Raw genomic sequence first — 17,403 nt, forward strand, 5'->3', positions numbered from 1 at the left:
TCTGGCAACCTTCCCGCGTATGCCTTTGATATTAAATATTATTTATCCAACGGGATATAGGTAGAAATGAAAAATAAGAGAAAGGAAAATCAAGGTTTAGCCGTTTACAGTCCCTGCAGCACAGAAAAAAAACGGCTTTGTGATAGTTAAAAATGGCTCGAAAATCGTTTCAAGCCACAGCGACATATAGCGTACATACCTAATCGGTTGGGTCATTCTTAACTTGCGGATCCTGCGTCTCATATATATTACCTGCAGCATCAGCAAGCAATAATTTTAACCCGATAGTTCCATTAACAACATTGACATCTTTTAACACAAGTAAGCTACCAGCAGCCTTAACTTTAAAAGAACTGATATCGGCAAGCACTGACGCTGGAGACTGGTCTTTCTTTGGAAATACCGCGCCCGCAAATAGATAACCTAAGTTTTGTTCGTCATTAATTTTATACGTTATCTTAGCCACATTTGTTTTTACAATCACCGGGTTTACGTCAAACGAAAATACTGGACCAGCAGGCCCCTCTTTTACATCGACAGTAACGGTTATTTTTTCACTAGACATTATTCACTTCCCTTTGGTTGGACAAACATTGTTTCAACGATTCTTTCATTAACGATCAAGTCACTAATCTCTTTATCGTCATCTAATTGTTCTAGACATCTTAGTGCATCCACATAGGCCACAACATATTTTGGATCTTTATCAACTTCAACGATATCCGATAAATAGGCCTTCGCTGCCATGCAGGCAACTGTAACATCTGAGAACGGGTTTTCAGCCAAAGCAATCGACGCTGCCAATAACTCAACCCTTGCAGCAGAAAGCTTGTACTCAGCCTCATCAGCATCGCTACCTAATAATTGAAAACTAATGTGTTTCGCTTTGGCTAACCAGCGCTTAGACGCTTCAATATCATTACTTTTCAAAGCGTACCTAACTAGAAAAGCATAAAATCCGTAGCGAAGTCGCTGGGTTTTTATACCGTCAGAGAAAGACTGTTCAGCGCTAGCCATCTGTTCAATCAGTTGCTCTACATTAAACAGGTCTAACTCATCACTCTGAGGATAATCGAGTTTTAAACCAAGTAAATGCAGTTTTATCATAAACATACGTCTAGCCCAAACTTGGTTTTCAGCATCAACGCCTAACAGCGTTTGAATCAGCTCATGGCTCTCAACCGCACTATTCCAAGCAAGATGATAATGACCACGATATTGATACTGTAAGGAGATACTGTGATAACTCAAGGCTAAGATTTCCGCCAGGTAGGCATCTGTTTTAATCTCTAACGGCATGCTGGCAAACTCAGCTTGAATAGACTGATGCTCGTTAATGCTGAGCTGCAACTCGCCATTTGACAATGCCGCACTAGCAAGCCAAGAGCGGGTATCGGCAACATCGGCAAGTAAAGAGATATTAGACGGATTTTTAGCAACAGCTTGCTGTTTTAATACCAAAGAGCGCTCAAAATGTTGTCTGGCTATACTGAACTGTTTGAGGTTCATCGCTATCGACCCCAAAGAGTTCAAGGCATACGATAGCTCCATTAAGGCTTCTTGATCTTGCGGTGCCTTTAACAACATGGTGTCGCTATAGGCACGATAAGCTTGAAAATAAGGCTCAGCCGCCTGCCAATTTTTAGCGTCGTATTGTATCTGTCCAAGCCAAAAGCTATTGGCACCTAGGGTTTTTAATAGCTCAAGATTGCTGTCATCAACTCGTAATAGTTTTAGCAAACTGTCTCGTGCTGCTAATAGCGCTTCTGTCGCCTCGGTAATATTATCCCTTGAATAGGCTACTTCACCTATCGCTTCTAATGTTTGTGCATGCTGAAATTTTGCTTCGAAACTAAGATGACTATCAGTTTCAAGCAATGATGCCCCAGCAAAATACTCTAACGCCTTGTTACTGATCCCGTCGAGCAAGTCCATTCGGCCAATACTGCGCAGTTTATCGGCAAAATCACCCACCATAAAACCCAGTAAATTTTCTGCGGCAAGCCGCTTCTGTGTTGCCTCTTGCTCAGCATTAAAGCTTTTGACGCTCATTAAAATCGATATAAACGTCAAACTGCACAGTAGTGCAATCGTGACTCTGCCCGTCCAACGCCGAATTGCCGCACGACGCTTGGAAGCGGCAATAAACTCAAGCTCTCGTTGATCTAAACTAAAAAAGGGGTTGAGCCGCAATGCATCGGCCTCATGAAGTGGCTTGCCATCCGCCAATAAATAGGCGCTTTGTTTATCTTCGCTTAACCAGCGCTGGGACAGGTGGAACAAACGGCTTTTAATGCTAAGGCTGTCATGATGGGCCTCTATCCATGCGGTGACACGCGGCCAGCAGCGCAATAACGCTTCATGCGCAATACTAAAACAGGCCTCACCATGTTGAAGGTGAGAGACAAATAAACGACTGTCGACCATCGCCTGTACTAAACGTTTCTCCGACTCATTGGCGAGCTCCGCCCAGCGCGCGCTGCGACTGGTGATCGACTTTTCATCTTCTCTTAAAGTCACCAATAGGGATAACACTTTGGGTAAGCATGCTTGTTGCTTAGGGTTCAGCGCTGCTATCGCCTCTTCGGCATTTTTCCCAATGGCCCCTTCAATCCCGCCTAACTGATGATAAACACTAGCTTTTAACTGGTCATCGTCACTACGCTGTAAATACAAGGCTTGCAGCATATATTGCAACATGGGCAAGGTGTCCGGATTACCCGCCGCCTCGGCACATAACAGCTCATCCAGCGGCGTGGCGCTAAGAGGGTCAAACTCCCAATTTAGATTTGCCGCAATGGCAGGTAAACGCACCATCTGCAACAACTCATGGCGACTCGGTGGCGCCAAGTCAAAATGTGCACCTCGAGATTTACCCGCCATTAAGCTGGGGTATTCCACCAGCAGAGGATAAAAGTCGTTACGGCAAGCACTAATAACCAATACACAGCCGGAACTGGCAAACAGTTCAATTAACTCAATAAACAGGTGCCTTTCAACCTCCGTAAATAGTGGTGACGATAGCAGCACCTCTAACCTGTCAATAAACAGGGCCAAAACCGATAAGTGATCAGCATTTTCCCTTAGTGCAGCCTGGCAACAATCAACAACAGATTGCGGATTTGAGCGCAATAACTGCGCTAAAGTGTCACTGCTGAGTCCATCAAATACCGGGGTATCGGCCAGTTCCCAGTCAAGCATAACACTGGCAAGACTGAGCAGCAGTTGTTCACTTGAAGCATCAGCTAAATCAAAACAAGCGTAAGAGACTGCCTTCAGACCATTGTAGCCCTGTTGGGCCATCAAATTGGGCATGATGCCTGCGTTAACTAAAGATGATTTACCGCTACCACTAGGCCCCAGTACCAGACAAAACCCGCGCCCAAACTGGATCTGCTGCGCTATACGGTCTAGCAAGGTCGTTACCTGATCGCTACGACCAAAAAATACGGCTGCATGCTCAGGACCATAAGCTTGTAGCCCTGGAAAAGGCGAACCAGCATGCCAGCTCTGCTCGCTGACGGCTTGTTCTGTGCCAACGGGAAACGTGACTTTGGCTAAAGTACGATAACCGCGCTTACGGATGGTTTCGATATAACTGGGATTGGTGGCGTTATCGCCAAAGGCACGGCGTAGTTGGTTGATGATCTTATGTAGGGGATTGTCGCCCACCTCAGATGCGGGCCAACACTGACTAACAATCTCATCGCTACTGAGCACTTCACCATCGTGACGACACAGAAGCTGCAGCACATCCATCGCCTTAGGCTCGAGCTGCTTAAGGATATCGCCACGCCGCAATGAATTAGCCGATGGCGTTATCTGCCATTCACCAAAAAAGAAATAAGTTTCATCCATTGAATGTTTGCCTAGCCAACATTACCCCTTAAACCGCCACGATTGGCTGCGTCATTAAGCACCACTGTGACCTTATGTTCGCGTGTGGCGCAAGTCAATGATGAGTATCATTATCATACTAAATCATGCTAGCTTAACTGATTCAATACGTGGTTGCAGTATTGCTAATGCATATATTTAATAAAAACATGGAAGTAGGTCTATAATTCCACGAGTAACTGATTGTTACCGTCTCACAAGGATTGAGGAGAGATATGAGCCTGACCAACAATGAAAAACAACTGATCAAACAGTCTTACACCCAGATCACGTCAGCGACCAGCAACTTTGCGGCCATCTTCTATGATTGCCTGTTCGAGCTAGCCCCCTTGATTCGCCCTATGTTCGTCAATGAACGTAATGTGTTTGAGCAGCACTTTAATGAAATTATTGCCACTGCAGTGGATAAAGTTAATGATTTTGAAACAATAGAAGAATCTTTATTGCAACTTGGTAGAATACACCGAAATTTTGGGGTCAATATCGGCCAGTTTAAAGTGGTAAAAAATGCCTTACTATTGTCAATCCAATATACACTTAAGCAGCAGTGTAACGAGGAGATAGAGCAAGCTTGGTCCCACTATTACGACTGTATTGCCGCTGTGATGATCCGTGGTTTAGAAACCGAATAACGAAAGCGGTAATCGACTAACGCTTTAACCACACCTCAAGCTCTTTCAGCTCACCATTCTCAATACGCTTGGTATGCCACGCTATTTGACCATTTTCGAGCACTTCTAACTGATACTCAAAGGTAAATGATGCTGATGCGTCGAATGAGTTAAGCGTTGGGTATTCAGTATATGTCGTGCCATCATAGACAAGGCGACCACTTGCCGCAGCCCAGAAGGTGGGCGCGGCAGCTTCACTTTGCTGCATAGTCGTAAAGCTAAAATACTCCCCTGCAATCACTTTAATCGCAGTTAACCCGCGGCTTTGGTAATCCACCCACTGTTGATTTTCATCTAAATATTTACCCGACTGCAGCGACCATGCCCCATCAAGCGTCTCAACACGCCCGTGTGCTATAGCACTAGACACCGTCAGTACTGTCAGTACTGACAGGAGTAAAATTGATGAGTAGTAAAAACGCATAGTCGTTCTCCGTAACCTTGCTCTCAACAAGACCCAGCCCCTAATATAGGGCTTAGTGAGCGGCAAGCCAACCGGCTAGCGCTTGCATCCCTTCATCAATTGACACTATGGGTTGATAACCTAAATCCTGTTTTGCCGCCGAAATATCGAAATAATGACAGGTTGAAAGCTGTTTAGCGACAAAGCGCGTCATAATGGGTTCATTCGACTTACCCAATAGTCGATAGACATGCTCAAGCAGTGCGCCTACACCATAGGCAAGATTTGACGGCACTCTTTTACTCACAGGCGGCAGCGACGCACAGGCCAAGATTTTGTTAAGCATTTCAGCCATAGTGATTGGTTGGTCGTTACTCAAAAAATAACACTTACCTGCCGCCAAGCTGTTCTCTTGTAACAAAGACAGCGCCGCTAAAATATGGGCGTAGGCGGCGTTACCGACATAAATGGTATCGACTAACTTATCTTCACTGCCGACGAGCTTTAAACGTTTCGCTTTAGCACGCTCAATCACTCTGGGTACCAGATGCGGGTCTTCAGGCCCCCAAATAAGATGTGGGCGCAAAGAAACCGTTTTCAGCCTGGCCTCATTGGCTAAGGTGTTACCATTAGCGGCTACCACCATCTGCTCTGCTATCGCTTTGGATTCACCATAATAGTTCAGATAATGAGAGGCATAAGGAGCACTTTCATCAATGCCCGCTTCGTCTTCACCAGCAAAGGTGACACTTGGGGTACTGGTATACACCAACGAAGCAATGTGATGGGCTTTACAGCCATCAATAATGTGACGACAGCCGTCAACATTGGGCAAATAATAACTGGCTTTACTGCCCCAAACACCGGCTTTGGAGGCTACATGAAACACCAGATCGCAGCCTGTCATCGCCGCCTTCACTGCACTTGCATCGGCAATATCGCCGGATACCATATCAACGCCCATCGCCCTAAGTTGAGGATAATCTCCCCGAGCAAAGCCCGTTACGGCAATACCCGCAGCGACCAGACGTTGGCAGATAGCTTTACCCAAAAACCCGCCTGCACCGGTCACAAACACTCTCGATACCTGGCTTGCCAAGGTGGCCAGAGCTTGCCGTTCTAAAGGGTGAAATTGCAATAATGCATCATCTAGATTATCCGATAGCGGTGACACTGTTGGCGATGTCGTTGTCATTATCTTAAACTCCTATTCTTTATGGGTTTTCTGTGCCCATACAGCGAGCTTTTCTCTAAAAATCTTAGCGTTATGGCGAATATCTACCGGAAAATCCGGATGAATAAGAAAACGACTAATCCCCTGCGTTTGAGGGTAACGCTCGGCCAGTGCCGTTAATTCGGCGTATAGTTTGGCGCTTTCATTGCAGTTCACTCCCTGTTTAAGCTCAATACACACCAGCGGAGTGGGCTGACCTTTAACGGTTATTCCCACGAGTGCAGACCGCTTAATAATGGGATGGGTGTTAAATATCCACTCGCAAGGTATAGAGAAGTATCGCTGCTTCCGAGTGTTTATTTGAGCATCAACACGATGCGCCTTACGGCCACACATCCATAAACGGCCCTGCGGATCCAGATAACCTAAGTCGCCCATACGGTGATAAATACCCCCCCCTTACCCGGCACTTTAGCCTGCTTGGTTGCCCCGTCTCTATGGTAATAACTGCGGCTGACCATTGGCCCTTTAACGACAATCTCGCCAATTTCGCCCTCAGGGAGCCTTAGCGCATCATCCCACTCGGTGATCACCTGCTCAGTAATAGCTATCACCGCAATATCAACACCATCGATGGCGCGCCCAACACAGATCCCACCACCGTTGTCGGTCACGGCCGTGGTACTGAACAGCTCTTCACTCGCTATTTTACTCAAAGGTAGAGATTCAGTGGCACCGTAGGAGTTAAGTACATCAACCCCATCGGCCAACATTCGGCTAAAGCGCTGAATCGATGGAATGGTTGCAGGTGCTCCTGCCGAGATAACCCGCTGTAAGCTGGGCAACGAGTGCACACTATTGGCCATAGTGCCTGCTTGACCTAACCGCTCGATCAATGCAGGGTTAACAAACATATTGGTGCACTGGTACTTCTCAACCGCCGCAAAGATGTGATCGGGGTTAGCGGTAATAGGCTTACTGGCGTCCATATCTGGTACGATTGATGCCATGCCTAATGCTGGACCAAAGAGTGAAAACAGCGGAAAAGTAGCGAGATCACGTTCGCCATCTTTTATCTGATAATCATGGCGTAATGCTTGGATCTGCGCTTCAAACATGCGGTGGGAATACACCACACCTTTAGGTGTGCCGGTGCTACCGCTGGTAAACAAAATCGCGCACATCTCATCCGGGTCTAACTCCGCCATATCATAGGTTGCGTGCGCAGTATGTTGAGCCACTAACTCAGTGAGATTTACACCGCCCCAAAAAGCATTGCCATTCACTGTCAGTAACTTTTTAACCGACGCCTTGCCCCAGCCAAATAAACGTCTTGCAAGATGGGCCTTAGGAATACCAATAAAGGCATCTGGCGCCGCTTCTTCGAAACACTGTTTAAGGTTGTTAACGCCCATACCTGGGTCAACTAGGATAGGAATGATTCCCGCTTTGAATAGCGCAAAAGTGAGTGCAAAAAACTCAATACTGGGTGTGACCATCAACACGGCTTTCATACCACGATGGATACCATATCCATTGAGCGCTTGTGCCAATACATCACTTTGCCTATCCAGCTCGGCAAAGGAGAGTTCTTGATAAGTCAGTTTTTTTTGTAACAGCGGCAGCCCTTTAGCCTGCTGCACTGCAACAGCCAGCTTGTCAGGACTATTGAGCGCAGCAGATTTAAGGTGGCGACAAAGATTGGCGCCCTTGATGTGATAATCAGACATGGAGCGTCAACCTCGCCATTATGTTATTGGGTCATGAATTGTTTAATATGACCGACCACTTCCTCGCTGGCATCCTCAAGAATATAGTGTCCACAATCTGCAAACTCATGCACTTGTGCCTGCGGAAAACGTAACTTCCACTCATCAAGAAAATGTTTATCAAACACAAAATCTTGTAATCCCCAGCAGATCATCATAGGCACGTTTTTAAACTGTGCCAAACTGTCGGCGATATCCGATACCAGTTGATAATTTCTGTCTCCCGGTTTAAGCGGGATATCCTGTACAAATCGCAGCGTTGAGATGCGATTAGCCCACGAGTTAAAAGGTGCGACATAAGCTTTACGCACTTCAGCAGGCATAGGCTGACGTTTGACGCCAACATAGGATGCAATGGATGAGAACGCGTTGAAGCCTCTTACCAACGCTGTCCCTAACAAGGTATTGCGACAGATAGACAATGCCCATGGAAACGGCTTACTTTGAGGAAGATGAAATGCCCCCGTGTTGAGGATCACTAATTTTTTAATCCGCTCAGGATGACGCGCCGCAAACCCCATACCTATCATACCGCCCCAATCATGAACGATTAAGGTGATGTTTTGCTTAACATCTAAGTGATCCAGTAAGGCTTCAAGATCGTCAATACGGTTTTTTAAGGTGTAGTCATAACCGCTATCATCGGGTTTATCCGATAACCCACAACCAATATGGTCAGGCACGATACACTGGTGGGTCGCACTTAATGCCGCCACCACATTACGATAATAGAAAGACCAACTTGGGTTGCCATGCACCATGACAACAGGCTCACCCTCACCTTCGTTCACATATTGCAGTTTGTGACCATTTCTATCGAAAAAATGACGCGTACAGGGAAATAGCGTATCCAGCATGACCTTTCCTATTTACATTATTATGCTCAATGAGCGCCGTTAATGCGCTCACTGAGGGGAAAATCCGTTCGAGATTAACAAGGGTGGTGAATTACCACTTAAGTCCTAACATCATGCAGTTCAAACCACTGCCAATACCGAGAAAGCTGACCTGATCGCCCTTACGCAGAAAGCCTTGATCATGGGCCATAGCGGCTGTTACAGGCAGTGAAACCGTGCCCATATTGCCTAGCAACTGATAAGTAGGAAACTCTTTCTCTTGCGGGATATTAAGCGCGTTTAACACTTGTTTACGATTCGATGCGCCCACTTGGTGACAGATCACTTTGTCGACCTGCTCCACCAACCAATTACGTTGGGTTAAAAAGTGGCTCCAAGTATGACGAGCAAGCTCAACGCCTTCTTTAAGCAGTGCCACGCCATCGGTGCGCATAAACTCGCGATAGAGTTGAGGACCCGCTTCTTGCAGACCCCACTGGCACAAATTATGATGTTGTGGCGCAGAAAGGTGACTGGCTCCCAGCAGTTGATGCTGACGCTCACCCTTCAAGGGTAAACTACCATCAGTCAATAACACGGCCACCGCACCAGAACCGCCTGTCAGCGTCGCTAGGGATTGCGCGTAATTTTGCATGGTGGGTTCGGCAAGCATGTTGTCGATAGTGATATCAACGATATGGCGTGCTGATTCACAAGAGACCACAAGACCAGCCTTAATTTGGCCAAGCTCAATACGATTGGCAATATCTAATATACCCGATAACACACCTAGGCAGGCGTTACTGATATCATAGATAGCGGTATCCTTAGATACCCCAAGCTCTGCAGCAATGCGGCAAGCCGTTGCTGGCTCATGTTGATCTCGACAAACACCGGTATACACCACTGCACCAAGATCACTCACTTGTATACCCGTCTCTTCTATCGACTTATGTGCGGCCGCCAAGGCGCCATCGGATAGACGGTGTCCTTTTGGCCACCAGCGACGCTCGTGGATACCCGTCAATGCAGCTAGTTGCCCCATAGGGATCCTAAACTTTTGATACAAAGGGGCTAATCGGGATTCTAACTCTGAAGTGGAAACCACTTCAGGTGCCAGCTCATAGGCCAGACTATTTATAAAAACGCGAGAATATTTCATGAAACCGTTTTATTTCGCTCAATTAGTCAGCACCGAACGCGCCGACAATTATTATTATTCACTGTTAACCCGACATTTGAGCAAGAAACCGCTCATGATTCAATAGAAAACCTCGATATGACGGCTTTTTTCGACATAAAGCCACAAAACAGTATCTAATCCTTAAGCTGTTTACCCTTAGGTTACCTTGCAAACTAAGTTTTAATGCTTTCTAAACAGTTTGTTACTTACTCAACCGCACCATTTCGTTCACTATTTAAACAAGTGGCCGAGATCAACGTATTTCTGGGACTGATATGCGGTGCGCAAAACTCACTGAGACTCACTTGATAGCCCGACTCCTGCATAAAGCAACATCTATCGAGGATCAACCAGCGCTCCAAGTGCGCTCGAAATAAGTGTGCGACTAGATCGATACGGCGGGTTAATCGCTGCCGAGTCAATCCTATCGTCTGATAGTGACTTGCAGACCAAGTTGGTGGCAATACAAGCTGCTTTTGCGCCGCAGCCCATTGACAAAACTGCTCAAAAGAGCCACTGAGTTGACTCTGTTTAATCGCCGGTATCGGCAAATAGCAGCCTGATTGGGTCACATCGCGCTGCAATGCATCGAAACCCAGTCGCCAAGCCACCTCTTGCAATCGCAGGCTGCGCGCTTTGTCATTAGCAATAGTGCTGTGTTGCAATGGCAGTTGTAGGTCGTGCTTACTGAGAGTCAGCTGACTAGCCTTAGCTTGCTGCGACAGCGGCTGATAGGTCTTTGCGCGTATGAGATGGTAACAACATGGGGAGATCACCACACTTTTTGTCCCCACGTTTGCCGCATGTTGCAGCAGCGCCACATGCAGATCACCGCAGGCATGCAAGGCCACTGCTTGTTGGTCGACTTTGAGTAACGCACCACTTTGCGGCGAAAATGCATCGGCGCAGACAAATCGTTGTGGGAGCTGCCATTGCTTGGCAAACGCCGTGCCCTTATCACACAAGGTTTGCTGCCACTCAATGCTGGTGACCGCTCTATGTTGCGCTTTAGCGATTAAGCGCCCTAGATGGCCCTTACCCGCACACCACTCTAGCACCTCGGTATTGCTATGCTTTAACCCATTGCAAAATGACACAATCTGTTGCCATTTACGCCCTTTAATATGGGCACTAAAATGGGGCTGTTCAGCTGCAGATAAGCCTGGCACTAGCAGCTCATCAACATCATGTTGTTGAGGCTTTTTTGCTGTCAGCATATCGAGCGGCCAACACTGTCTAGTCGCAGTTAAATCGCGCTGAAGAGCTGGCAGTAAGTGAACCATTAACTGCTGTGGGTCGGCATCAATATCGTCAAGCAAATCATCTTCAATCGCCCAAACCTGTCTAGCTAACTCGGGGAACGCCGCTCGCCAAGGCAGATCGATACACTCAAATGCTTTAACCTGCCACAATGCGCGACTCGCCATCAGTAAGCCATCGATTCGTTGAAATTGTTCACTATAAGACACTGCTTTACCCCAAAAAAATAAGGCGCTAAAAAGCGCCCTACTAGTTTAAACGTATTCACCCCATCAAGGCTAACTCATCACAGCCTTATTAGCCTTCTTTAACGCCATTCGTTTACCTAACCAAACCCCGAGTCCCAACGGCGCAAAAAACACCAGGGTGAGAAACAACACAAAATACAAAATCAAACTTTTTAGCGTCTTAGTTAGCTCCTGAAATACCACTTCAACGGTATTTTTAGATATTTCATCTAAATTAGCGGCCGCGGCAACACGTTCGCGCGCCACCATATCTTCAAGGGCTAGACGTTCATTTTTAACCATCACTTCCAACGCTTGACGTTCAATAGATAACTGGGCCAACTTATCGTCAGTCGATTCACTTAACTGCGTCAGCAACGGGCTCAACTCTTGACGTAAATCAACCGCCAGTGTTGCCATTAGCTCTGGGCTTTCTGCCATAAGCTGTTGAAAGCGTGCGGAGGTATCACTGATGCTCGAAAGTGTTTTTTGGATCTCATCGGCATTAATATTTGAGTGCAGCGCATAGAGTTCAGCTTTCCAGCCGAGTATTTTAGGCATCTGCTCTGCAATCATTGCCATGCGATCGGAAATATCACTCATCACCTCAGGCACGGTGCCGAATGTTGTGACCGCTTCAAACTCATTAATGTTTCTAAACGCCAACCAATCGTTGAATGCCGAACGTCGAGAAAAACTGATATCAGTCAGTGGGTTTTCAGTTACATGCTGCTGGATAAAAGCTTGATATTTTTTGAATTCCTCTGGGGTAACAAATCCCTGAATGGTGCGTTCGAAGTTATGCAGCAATCTTTGACTCGCGTCGATAGCAATGGATTGCTGCAGGCCAAAAAGCGCCTTACCTGCGCCTGTACTGAAATACTCTGTCATCTGCGCATTAAGCACCCAAGTATCCACCATTGCAGCCACTGGTGATGCTTGAAAAATCGTGCGCTGCAATGCTTGTTCACTGTTAATTTTCCACATCAAAGTGTTGGACTTAAGTGAGATAGCCGCAGACGACATAGGCACTTGCTCTGCCCCTGTCGTCAACTGTGCAATCTGATCGGCACTGCGCTCAACTTCGCTATAAAATGTTTGACTAAAATCTCGGCTAAATACGCGCATATTTAACTGCGCCTTAGGCAGTGGCTCAATGCCACTCTCTAATTTAACCTCAAGCAGTGAGCAGCCAGATAACGCAGCTAACATCATTAACGTTAACACCAGCTTTCGATTCAACCCCATAACATCACCTCAAATTTATTCACAATCCATTGAAATAAATAAATAAAATACTATTTGCATTTTAGCAACTGTCGGCAAAAAATTCTATCACGCAAAGGAGTGAACCTGTGTTTAACACAGTATTGAATCAAACAGGGGGCTAACGTAAAATGCCGTTTCACCTTTGAAAGAGTATCACAAAAGATGCAATCCCCCTGTGTAGCGCGCTGCGGCCTTAATGATGATGACATCTGTATGGGTTGTTTTAGATTAATCGATGAGATCGTTGGCTGGAGCCAAGCCAGTGAACTGGAACAACAGCAAATTTGTGACAACGCTATACAGCGCAAAGCGGTTGTGGCGAAGAGCGAAAATAGCCAGATCATCAGCCGAGCAAAATGGTTAGCCGCTGAAAAGCGCCTAAACGGCGCTAACAGCTAAACGACTACTTTTTATTCATCATCCCTTTTAAGTCAGCAAAAGGGTTATAAGTGGCCGCCTCCACTTTGGTTTCTGTCGTCGCACCATACTGAATAAGCTCTTCATATTTTGCATGCTCATTATCATGACAGTAGAGACAAAGTAGCTCCCAATTTGTACCATCTGAGGGATTGTTGTCGTGATTATGATCCCGATGATGTACCGTCAGCTCACGTAAATTAGAGTGCGTAAACTCTCTGGTGCAGCGCCCGCACACCCAGGGGTATAGCTTTAATGCTTGTTCACGATAACCCGTTTCCCGCTTAGCTTTATACTCACGAGCCTCTGCAAGCACTCTATCTAACTTACTCTGACCTTGATTTACAGACATACATAATTTCTCTAAAAACATCATCAATGCCCGCAAGCATAATAACAGTTGCTTGGCAGCGCAAACAAAAAACGCCCAATCTCAGCGACGGGGCGTTTTTTAACAGTGAAATACCTAACTTTCGGACCTTAAATACTCTGAACTCGACAAGTGCAGGTAATGAAGATAACGCTCATATTGAGTCACGACGTCAGCTAGCAATTGCTCTTCGGTGTACCCCATTACATCATAATGTTGTCCACCATGCTCAAGAAACACCTCTACCCGAAAATAATTGGTGTCTCCCGTTTCTATTTCAGCTTCAATAGGATTTGGAATAGTATAAGCACGTACCCGCAGACCATAGACAAAGTCATGCTGCTCATCTTCATTAATAATTAAGCGAACCCGGTCTTCAATATCAAGCACTTGGGCGCGGATATTTTTTTCCACGAAGCGCATTTCCGCTTTAGCTAAGGCGGGCCCTGCGACCGCTTCTAAATACTGTTGTGCTTGTTCATGGCTGGGGTGTGATAGCAATACATCAATGCGTTCCTCCCAACTCACATTCGTTTTTGCATATTGGACGCTGGTGTTGTGGGATTGAACACTGTTCACTTTTAACCAGTCATCCTGTAATGCTTTAAACAAACCAAAACACATCAACATCATCACCAATAAAAAGGGCATCGCACTCGCGATAGCGACCGTTTGGAGCGCCTGTAGGCCACCCGCAATTAACAACACCGACGCCACGAGCCCTTGCAACAACGCCCAAAAAATACGCTGCCATACCGGCGCATTGGCATCACCACCAGAGGTGAGGTTATCAATCACTAATGAGCCTGAATTCGATGAGGTGACAAAAAAGGTCACCACTAAACATAGGGCAATCGTCGACAAAAGTGTCGATGCTGGCATATGTTTAAAAAACTTAAACAGGGCTACTGACACGTCAGATGACACCGCATCGGCCAAATAGGCCGCACCATGGTTCATGATTGCGTCGATTGCCGTATTACCAAATACTGTCATCCATAAAAAGGTAAATGCCGAGGGAACAAATAACACCCCAATCAGAAACTCGCGAATAGTACGGCCACGAGACACCCGAGCAATAAACGTTCCGACAAATGGTGACCATGAGATCCACCACCCCCAATAAAGTAGTGTCCAGCCACCAATCCAGTCATTTTTCTGCTCGTAGGCGTACAAATTAAAGGTCTTACCGACAATGTCACTTAAATAGGCCCCGGTGTTCTGCACGAATGCCTGCAGCAATGCGACGGTGGGACCGAAAGCCAATACAAAGACTAACAACAGCACCGCCAGCCCAAGGTTTAATTCACTTAATCGCTTAACACCTTTATCAAGGCCTGAGAATACAGATACCGTTGCTATTAAGGTGATGCAAATAATCAACACCACCTGAACGCTAGTCGAGATAGGTAACCCCAATAGATAATGCAAGCCTGAGTTAACCTGAAGCACCCCAAAGCCTAATGACGTTGCCACACCAAACATAGTGCCTAATACGGCAAACGTATCAACAATGTGACCGATTGGCCCATAAATACGATCGCCAATCAGCGGAAATAATGCACTTCGAGGAAGTAAGGGTAATTTATGGCGATAAGAGAAATACGCCAAGCTTAAGGCTACGACAGCATAGATCGCCCAAGCGTGTATGCCCCAGTGGAAGAAAGTGATCTTCATTGCGTCTTTTGCTGCCTGAATAGTTTCAGGTGTTGCATCAGGCGGGGCCAAGAAGTGCATGACAGGCTCTGCGACGCCGAAAAACATTAAGCCTATACCCATGCCGGCAGAGAACAGCATGGCAATCCAGCTTTTGTAACTGTAATCGGGCTCAGCATGGTCAGGACCCAATTTGATATCACCAAATCGGCTAATCATCACAAAAATGATAAATATTAGAAATATTGCAACACCTAAGATATATAGCCAGCCAGTCTTCACCTCTAGCCATAGTTGAACGGACTTAAATATAACTTGTGCTTGCGTTGGCCACACAGCCCCAACAAACACCATACAAAAAATAAGAAATACCGATGAATAGAAAACCGGTGGATTGATACTCGATTTTATCGCCATAACGCCTCGCATAACGAAAACAGGCCTAGTCCACGATTAGACTAGGCCCAACTTGACGCTCTTCACTCTCCACACTCAATTGTTGAGGTGGGATAATTTAGTTATTAACTATGTGAACGTCGCGGCGGATTTTATAATGACTTTTCGCAAGGAACTGCGACAAGACAACAAATTATATAAAATTATCTTTACCTGAAATATCATCAAGTACGACCAGATTCTCCAGAGCGTAAACCTAAAAAAGCAGCACAAAGTGCTGCTTTTAATACTTGCTCAATAGTGAACAGCTTAGATCTTTTTCATCTCTTCATAAGAGGTATGACGTACATCTTTACCCTTAACGTAATAGATGATGTATTCACAGATGTTCTGACATCTATCGCCCACACGTTCGACCGCACGCGCCGCCCACAGCACATCTAATACCTCAGGGATAGAGCGAGGATCTTCCATCATATAGGTCATCAACTGACGAATGATCCCCTCATACTCACTATCGAGTTTCGCATCCTCTTTATGCAGTTCCATCGCCACTTCGGCATCCATACGCGCCAAGGCATCCAGTGTAGCGTGCAAGGTACGAGTCGCATGGCGACCCATATTTTCGATACTCACTAGCAGCGGCTGCTGGTTTTTCAAGCGCTTATCAAGAGCCGCGTTGGCAATTTTAACGCAGGCATCACCGATACGTTCTAAATCGGCAATGGTTTTCGAGATAGCGATGATCAAACGTAAATCACTTGCCGCAGGCTGACGTTTAGCAATGATGCGTGTGCACTCTTCATTAATAGCCACTTCCATACCGTTAACTGTATGGTCGCCATCAATGACCTTTTGTGCCAAATCGGCATCCAGCTTGCCCAGAGCGTCGAGAGACTGCTCTAACTGACGTTCAACCAAACCACCCATCGCCAACACGCGGTTACGAATATCATCCAACTCAGCATTGAACTGACCAGAGATATGCTTATTTAAATTCATGTTTTCCATTAAAAATTAACCTTATCAATTCAAATTTAGTGTCGGGTGATTAGCCATAACGACCAGTAATGTAATCTTCAGTTTTACGCTTTTTAGGCGTGGTGAAGATGGTATTGGTGTCTGCGTATTCGACCAGTTCGCCCATATACATGAATGCAGTTTGGTCTGACACACGTGCAGCTTGTTGCATGTTATGAGTCACGATCACTACGGTATACTTTGACTTTAGCTCAGTGATCAGCTCTTCAATCGTCAGTGTAGAGATAGGATCCAGCGCTGATGTTGGCTCATCGAGCAACAAGACTTCCGGCTCAATCGCTATCGCCCGTGCTATCACTAAACGCTGCTGCTGACCACCAGAGAGGCCAAATGCATTGTCGTGCAAACGATCTTTCACTTCATCCCAAATCGCAGCGCCACGTAATGAACGTTCGGCGGCATCGTCTAATTCACGGCGATTGTTGATCCCCTGCAGACGTAAACCATAAACCACATTCTCATAAATTGACTTAGGAAAAGGATTAGGACGCTGAAATACCATACCAACATTGCGGCGCAGTGATGCGACATCAACCTTCTTGTCATAGATGTTTTGCCCATGGAGCAGAATTTCGCCACCAATGTTGCAATTATCCACTAAGTCATTCATACGGTTAATGCAACGCAGTAAGGTCGACTTACCACAGCCACTTGGGCCAATAAAAGCAGTCACCTTATTCTGAGGTATCTTCATCGACACGTCGAACAGTGCCTGTTTATCGCCATACTTAAGATCCAGATTACGGATCTCTAACGCCGTTTGCTCAGGGCTTAAGTTGTCTAAATCTAAAGTCTCTGTTTTCATTACCGACTTATCTATCGAAATCATAACGT

General features: G+C 46.1%; 14 protein-coding genes and 1 pseudogene. 2 read left to right on the plus strand and 13 right to left on the minus strand.

All coding sequences use genetic code 11. The annotated features are described in order from the left end of the window. Positions 1-199: 199 nt before the first annotated feature. Entirely contained in the window at positions 200-565 is a 366-nt protein-coding gene (locus L876_RS0101520) for a DP-EP family protein (RefSeq protein ID WP_028762170.1), read from the minus strand. Then, positions 565-3,858, minus strand: a complete 3,294-nt coding sequence (locus tag L876_RS0101525) for an nSTAND1 domain-containing NTPase (RefSeq protein WP_028762171.1) — start codon at positions 3,856-3,858, stop codon at positions 565-567. The genes L876_RS0101520 and L876_RS0101525 overlap by 1 nt, the downstream gene beginning before the upstream one ends. Before the next feature lie 254 nt (positions 3,859-4,112). Between L876_RS0101525 and L876_RS0101530 the strand changes: the two genes are divergently transcribed. Then, on the plus strand, positions 4,113-4,529 hold the full coding sequence (locus L876_RS0101530; protein WP_028762172.1) for a globin domain-containing protein: 417 nt from the start codon (positions 4,113-4,115) through the stop codon (positions 4,527-4,529). Between the two features lie 16 nt (positions 4,530-4,545). Here the strand turns inward: L876_RS0101530 and L876_RS20860 are convergent, their stop codons facing one another. From L876_RS20860 to L876_RS0101565, 7 genes and pseudogenes are all read right to left on the minus strand, one after another. Beyond that, on the minus strand, positions 4,546-4,992 hold the full coding sequence (locus tag L876_RS20860; protein WP_051412836.1) for a hypothetical protein: 447 nt from the start codon (positions 4,990-4,992) through the stop codon (positions 4,546-4,548). A gap of 52 nt (positions 4,993-5,044) precedes the next feature. Beyond that, positions 5,045-6,166 carry a 2-alkyl-3-oxoalkanoate reductase gene (gene oleD, locus L876_RS0101540; RefSeq protein WP_028762173.1) on the minus strand — a complete coding sequence of 374 codons (1,122 nt, stop codon included), beginning with the start codon at positions 6,164-6,166 and terminating at the stop codon, positions 5,045-5,047. Between the two features lie 12 nt (positions 6,167-6,178). Continuing rightward, positions 6,179-7,875: pseudogene (gene oleC / locus L876_RS20865) on the minus strand (olefin beta-lactone synthetase). 23 nt (positions 7,876-7,898) lie between these two features. Continuing rightward, on the minus strand, positions 7,899-8,771 hold the full coding sequence (locus tag L876_RS0101550; protein ID WP_028762174.1) for an alpha/beta fold hydrolase: 873 nt from the start codon (positions 8,769-8,771) through the stop codon (positions 7,899-7,901). 91 nt (positions 8,772-8,862) lie between these two features. Further along, positions 8,863-9,912 (minus strand): 3-oxoacyl-ACP synthase III, encoded by a 1,050-nt coding sequence (locus L876_RS0101555; protein WP_028762175.1) that lies wholly within the window; start codon positions 9,910-9,912, stop codon positions 8,863-8,865. Positions 9,913-10,139: 227 nt separating this feature from the next. Next, the gene (locus tag L876_RS0101560) at positions 10,140-11,402 is read right to left on the minus strand and encodes a methyltransferase (RefSeq protein ID WP_028762176.1); all 1,263 of its coding nucleotides are present in this window, start codon (positions 11,400-11,402) and stop codon (positions 10,140-10,142) included. A 69-nt stretch (positions 11,403-11,471) separates the two neighbouring features. After that, positions 11,472-12,668: a hypothetical protein gene (locus tag L876_RS0101565; protein WP_051412837.1), complete on the minus strand. Its 1,197-nt coding sequence runs from the start codon at positions 12,666-12,668 to the stop codon at positions 11,472-11,474. A 183-nt stretch (positions 12,669-12,851) separates the two neighbouring features. Between L876_RS0101565 and L876_RS0101570 the strand changes: the two genes are divergently transcribed. After that, a complete protein-coding gene (locus L876_RS0101570; protein WP_028762178.1) occupies positions 12,852-13,088 on the plus strand; it encodes a DUF1289 domain-containing protein in 237 nt (78 codons plus the stop codon). Positions 13,089-13,092: 4 nt separating this feature from the next. On the opposite strand, the gene L876_RS0101575 is transcribed toward L876_RS0101570, so the two are convergent. From L876_RS0101575 to pstB, 4 genes are all read right to left on the minus strand, one after another. Next, positions 13,093-13,458, minus strand: coding sequence for a YajD family HNH nuclease (locus L876_RS0101575; protein WP_028762179.1), 366 nt, complete (start codon positions 13,456-13,458; stop codon positions 13,093-13,095). 114 nt (positions 13,459-13,572) lie between these two features. Further along, complete coding sequence (locus L876_RS0101580; protein ID WP_028762180.1) at positions 13,573-15,549, minus strand: BCCT family transporter; 1,977 nt, start codon at positions 15,547-15,549, stop codon at positions 13,573-13,575. 288 nt (positions 15,550-15,837) lie between these two features. After that, positions 15,838-16,539 (minus strand): phosphate signaling complex protein PhoU, encoded by a 702-nt coding sequence (gene phoU, locus L876_RS0101585; RefSeq protein ID WP_028762181.1) that lies wholly within the window; start codon positions 16,537-16,539, stop codon positions 15,838-15,840. Between the two features lie 40 nt (positions 16,540-16,579). Beyond that, the gene (gene pstB / locus L876_RS0101590) at positions 16,580-17,398 is read right to left on the minus strand and encodes a phosphate ABC transporter ATP-binding protein PstB (protein WP_028762182.1); all 819 of its coding nucleotides are present in this window, start codon (positions 17,396-17,398) and stop codon (positions 16,580-16,582) included. Between the last annotated feature and the right edge of the window lie 5 nt (positions 17,399-17,403).

This window comes from Shewanella colwelliana ATCC 39565 (assembly GCF_000518705.1).
GTDB lineage: Bacteria > Pseudomonadota > Gammaproteobacteria > Enterobacterales > Shewanellaceae > Shewanella > Shewanella colwelliana.

Bases quoted from the DNA above. Each gene is read 5' to 3' on its own strand.
- L876_RS0101520 (WP_028762170.1), bottom strand. From the start codon at position 565: ATGTCTAGTGAAAAAATAACCGTTACTGTCGATGTAAAAGAGGGGCCT.
- L876_RS0101525 (WP_028762171.1), bottom strand. From the start codon at position 3,858: ATGGATGAAACTTATTTCTTTTTTGGTGAATGGCAGATAACGCCATCG.
- L876_RS0101530 (WP_028762172.1), top strand. From the start codon at position 4,113: ATGAGCCTGACCAACAATGAAAAACAACTGATCAAACAGTCTTACACC.
- L876_RS20860 (WP_051412836.1), bottom strand. From the start codon at position 4,992: ATGCGTTTTTACTACTCATCAATTTTACTCCTGTCAGTACTGACAGTA.
- oleD (WP_028762173.1), bottom strand. From the start codon at position 6,166: ATGACAACGACATCGCCAACAGTGTCACCGCTATCGGATAATCTAGAT.
- L876_RS0101550 (WP_028762174.1), bottom strand. From the start codon at position 8,771: ATGCTGGATACGCTATTTCCCTGTACGCGTCATTTTTTCGATAGAAAT.
- L876_RS0101555 (WP_028762175.1), bottom strand. From the start codon at position 9,912: ATGAAATATTCTCGCGTTTTTATAAATAGTCTGGCCTATGAGCTGGCA.
- L876_RS0101565 (WP_051412837.1), bottom strand. From the start codon at position 12,668: ATGGGGTTGAATCGAAAGCTGGTGTTAACGTTAATGATGTTAGCTGCG.
- L876_RS0101570 (WP_028762178.1), top strand. From the start codon at position 12,852: ATGCAATCCCCCTGTGTAGCGCGCTGCGGCCTTAATGATGATGACATC.
- L876_RS0101575 (WP_028762179.1), bottom strand. From the start codon at position 13,458: ATGTCTGTAAATCAAGGTCAGAGTAAGTTAGATAGAGTGCTTGCAGAG.
- L876_RS0101580 (WP_028762180.1), bottom strand. From the start codon at position 15,549: ATGGCGATAAAATCGAGTATCAATCCACCGGTTTTCTATTCATCGGTA.
- phoU (WP_028762181.1), bottom strand. From the start codon at position 16,539: ATGGAAAACATGAATTTAAATAAGCATATCTCTGGTCAGTTCAATGCT.
- pstB (WP_028762182.1), bottom strand. From the start codon at position 17,398: ATGATTTCGATAGATAAGTCGGTAATGAAAACAGAGACTTTAGATTTA.